The sequence below is a fragment of the Massilia scottii genome, assembly GCF_030846495.1.
Taxonomy (GTDB): domain Bacteria; phylum Pseudomonadota; class Gammaproteobacteria; order Burkholderiales; family Burkholderiaceae_D; genus Telluria_A; species Telluria_A violaceinigra.
In genome coordinates this window covers 1-555 of the sequence record NZ_JAVCWM010000082.1, presented here as the reverse complement: position 1 = coordinate 555, position 555 = coordinate 1, and the positions used below count along the sequence as shown (strand labels likewise).

The 555-nt window shown below is 69.9% G+C and carries 1 protein-coding gene; it reads right to left on the bottom strand.

Annotated elements, in window-relative coordinates; translation table 11 throughout:
- Window positions 1-20: 20 nt before the first annotated feature.
- On the bottom strand, window positions 21-555 hold a 535-nt coding region (locus tag RBA41_RS33380), incomplete at its 5' end, for a type I secretion C-terminal target domain-containing protein (RefSeq protein ID WP_306628642.1).

The window sequence follows — 555 nt, the reverse complement described above, 5'->3', positions numbered from 1 at the left end:
TGCACCTTGCCGCCGCCGGCTTAGCCGATCAGTGGGGCGTCGCTCGCCACCCCGACCAATTGCACCTGCGCGCCGCCGATGTCGACCACGTTGTCGCTCGTCATACTGGTCGCGACCACGTTTTGCAAGGTCATCAGGGTTGCCGCGGCCAGCGGGCCGGCGCCGCCATCAAGGTCGAAGCGCACCAGGGTCGCGCTGCCGCTCTGCACGAACTCCAGCAAGCCGCCGGGTGCTGCCAGGCCGGCGAGGTCGATGCGGTCGCCCCCGGCGCCGGCCGCAAAATCCTTCACCGTCAGGCTGCCCAGGCGTCCTTCCCCGCGCAGCACGTAGGTGTCGATGCCGGCGCCGCCGCTGGCGGTGACGGCCGTGTTATCCAGCGCGCCGCGCGTGAAGACGATGGTGTCGGCATCCTCGCCGCTATTGACCACCACACGCCCGGCCAGCGCCTGCTGCGTCGCGGTGATCTCGATCACGTCGATGCCGCGCCCGCCGAACAGGCCGCTGTTGCCGCTGCCGATGAGCTTGAGCAGGTCGTTCCCGTTGCCGCCGTTCAGT